Source organism: Rhizobium sp. BR 250 (assembly GCF_047445855.1).
In the GTDB taxonomy this organism is placed as follows: Bacteria; Pseudomonadota; Alphaproteobacteria; order Rhizobiales; family Rhizobiaceae; genus Agrobacterium; species Agrobacterium tumefaciens_I.
The window spans coordinates 2501-6317 of record NZ_JARWKW010000028.1; the positions used below are offsets into that span (position 1 = coordinate 2501).

1 tRNA gene and 2 rRNA genes are annotated in these 3817 nt (G+C 52.3%); all 3 read left to right on the top strand.

From position 1 onward, the window contains the following. The first annotated feature begins 372 nt into the window (after positions 1-372). The 3 genes from QD336_RS24180 to QD336_RS24190 all read left to right on the top strand — a co-directional run bounded on the left by QD336_RS24180 (position 373) and on the right by QD336_RS24190 (position 3697). Positions 373-3171, top strand: a 23S ribosomal RNA gene (locus tag QD336_RS24180). Between the two features lie 235 nt (positions 3172-3406). Then, positions 3407-3521, top strand: a 5S ribosomal RNA gene (rrf, locus tag QD336_RS24185). Between the two features lie 99 nt (positions 3522-3620). Further along, a tRNA-Met gene (locus QD336_RS24190) sits at positions 3621-3697 on the top strand. Positions 3698-3817: the final 120 nt, after the last annotated feature.

Genomic DNA, 3817 nt, shown 5'->3' on the forward strand with positions numbered 1-3817 from the left:
GAAGCTTCCAGGTGTTTTAAGCCCTTGTGGTTTGAAACGTCCGAGCCCAGTCCCAGAGAAACCATGAGATGGCTTAGTCGGCCGGAATTGGTGGAGGGATTGGAGGTAGGTAGGAAAGCTTGTCCGAGGCATTTTTGTTGTTGGAACTTCGGTTCCTCTGATGAAGATGCTGGATTGGTGTTGCCTGACCGCGCATCACCGGATGATATCTCGAGAAGCTGGTCTTAATGGTATGGCTTCGAGGTGCACCGGCGTGCCCTCAAAGAAGACCGTACCGACACGTCGATGTCATCAGGAAATAATCTGGTTGTAAAAGGTAATCGGATTGCCGTTCCGAAGGAACGGCTATGGATGAGCATAGACAATGAGAACGAAGAAGTGAATTAAGGGCATTTGGTGGATGCCTTGGCATGCACAGGCGAAGAAGGACGTGATACGCTGCGAAAAGCCGTGGGGAGCTGCGAATAAGCTTTGATCCATGGATCTCCGAATGGGGCAACCCACCTTAAATGCTTGGAAAATCCAGTCTGTTTTAACGAACGGCCTGGGTTTCCAAGCATTGTGATAAGGTATCTTACTTTCGAATACATAGGGGTAAGAAGCGAACGCAGGGAACTGAAACATCTAAGTACCTGCAGGAAAGGACATCAACCGAGACTCCGCAAGTAGTGGCGAGCGAACGCGGACCAGGCCAGTGGCAATGATGAATAAAGCGGAACGATTTGGAAAAGTCGGCCATAGAGGGTGATAGCCCCTTACGCGTAGAACAGTCATTGTCCTTGAGTAGGGCGGGACACGTGAAATCCTGTCTGAACATGGGGAGACCACTCTCCAAGCCTAAGTACTCGTGCATGACCGATAGCGAACAAGTACCGTGAGGGAAAGGTGAAAAGCACCCCGACGAGGGGAGTGAAATAGAACCTGAAACCGGATGCCTACAAACAGTCGGAGCCCGCAAGGGTGACGGCGTACCTTTTGTATAATGGGTCAACGACTTAGTGTAACTAGCAAGCTTAAGCCGGTAGGTGTAGGCGCAGCGAAAGCGAGTCTGAATAGGGCGATTGAGTTAGTTGCATTAGACCCGAAACCGAGTGATCTAGCCATGAGCAGGCTGAAGGTTGGGTAACACCAACTGGAGGGCCGAACCCATAACTGTTGCAATAGTTCGGGATGACTTGTGGCTAGGGGTGAAAGGCCAATCAAACTCGGAAATAGCTGGTTCTCCGCGAAATCTATTTAGGTAGAGCGTCGACCGAATACCCTCGGGGGTAGAGCACTGGATGGGCTATGGGGACTCACCGTCTTACTGATCCTAACCAAACTCCGAATACCGAGGAGTACTAGTCGGCAGACACACGGCGGGTGCTAACGTCCGTCGTGAAAAGGGCAACAACCCTGACCTCCAGCTAAGGTCCCCAAGTCATGGCTAAGTGGGAAAGGATGTGAGGATCCCAAAACAACCAGGATGTTGGCTTAGAAGCAGCCATCATTTAAAGAAAGCGTAACAGCTCACTGGTCTAAATAAGGGTCTTTGCGCCGAAAATGTAACGGGGCTAAAGCCATGCACCGAAGCTGAGGATACATCGTAAGATGTGTGGTAGCGGAGCGTTCCGTAAGTCTGTGAAGGCGGACCCGTGAGGGCTGCTGGAGATATCGGAAGTGCGAATGTTGACATGAGTAACGATAAAGGGAGTGAGAGACTCCCTCGCCGAAAGACCAAGGGTTCCTGCTTAAAGTTAATCTGAGCAGGGTTAGCCGGCCCCTAAGACGAGGCGGACACGCGTAGTCGATGGGAACCACGTTAATATTCGTGGGCCTGGTGGTAGTGACGGATCTCGTGTGTTGTTCAACCTTATTGGATTGGTTGGGCGGCGAAGAGGTTCCAGGAAATAGCTCCACCGTATAGACCGTACCCGAAACCGACACAGGTGGTCAGGTAGAGTATACCAAGGCGCTTGAGAGAACTATGTTGAAGGAACTCGGCAAATTGCACGCGTAACTTCGGAAGAAGCGTGACCCTTTTGTACGCAAGTATGATGGGGTGGCACAGACCAGGGGGTAGCGACTGTTTATCAAAAACACAGGGCTCTGCGAAGTAGCAATACGACGTATAGGGTCTGACGCCTGCCCGGTGCTGGAAGGTTAAAGGGAGGGGTGCAAGCTCTGAACTGAAGCCCCAGTAAACGGCGGCCGTAACTATAACGGTCCTAAGGTAGCGAAATTCCTTGTCGGGTAAGTTCCGACCTGCACGAATGGCGTAACGACTTCCCCGCTGTCTCCAACATAGACTCAGTGAAATTGAATTCCCCGTGAAGATGCGGGGTTCCTGCGGTCAGACGGAAAGACCCCGTGCACCTTTACTATAGCTTTACACTGGCATTCGCCAAGGCATGTGTAGGATAGGTGGTAGGCTTTGAAGCAGGGACGCCAGTCTTTGTGGAGCCATCCTTGAAATACCACCCTTATCTTCGTGGATGTCTAACCGCGGTCCGTTATCCGGATCCGGGACAGTGTATGGTGGGTAGTTTGACTGGGGCGGTCGCCTCCGAAAGAGTAACGGAGGCGCGCGATGGTTAGCTCAGACCGGTCGGAAATCGGTCGTCGAGTGCAATGGCATAAGCTAGCCTGACTGCGAGACTGACAAGTCGAGCAGAGACGAAAGTCGGTCATAGTGATCCGGTGGTCCCGTGTGGAAGGGCCATCGCTCAACGGATAAAAGGTACGCCGGGGATAACAGGCTGATGACCCCCAAGAGTCCATATCGACGGGGTTGTTTGGCACCTCGATGTCGACTCATCGCATCCTGGGGCTGGAGCAGGTCCCAAGGGTATGGCTGTTCGCCATTTAAAGCGGTACGTGAGTTGGGTTCAGAACGTCGTGAGACAGTTCGGTCCCTATCTGCCGTGGGTGTAGGAATATTGACAGGATCTGTCCCTAGTACGAGAGGACCGGGATGGACGTATCTCTGGTGGATCTGTTGTCCTGCCAAGGGCATAGCAGAGTAGCTATATACGGAATGGATAACCGCTGAAGGCATCTAAGCGGGAAACCAACCTGAAAACGAGTGTTCCCTATCAGAGCCGTGGAAGACGACCACGTTGATAGGACGGGTGTGGAAGCACAGTAATGTGTGAAGCTTACCGTTACTAATAGCTCGATCGACTTCTTCGTTCCCATTGAATATGTTCATCAAGCAAAGCTTGATGACATCATTCTTCTGTCCTGACGCCCGAAGGGCTCCGGACGGGCCGCGCCAAAAGGCGCGACGACCTCTGGTCTGTATGGCTGCCCCGCTCACTGTTGAGCAAAGGTGGAATACGGATGGGTCAAGTGAGACGTGTTAAATTAAATAGGGCCTCGGCTCTCCAGCTTCTCGAAAACAACTTATGTTGTTGCGTTTTGCCGACCTGGTGGTTATCGCGGGGCGGCTGCACCCGTTCCCATTCCGAACACGGCCGTGAAACGCCCCAGCGCCAATGGTACTTCGTCTCAAGACGCGGGAGAGTAGGTCGCTGCCAGGTCTGCAAAACGCAACTTCAAATCTTCTCATTCACAAAAACGGGCTCAACCCCAATCAAAAGGCCGCTACTGCGGCCTTTATGCTATAATAAAACTATCAACGCGGGGTGGAGCAGCCCGGTAGCTCGTCAGGCTCATAACCTGAAGGCCGCAGGTTCAAATCCTGCCCCCGCAACCAAATTCTATCTAAAACCCCGCTCTTAAAACAGCGGGGTTTTTGCGTTCGGGCATTATCGGCAAAACAATCCTCTCAAATTCCACCCGCGGCATTGCCATAAATCCGAAAACGGACAAGATG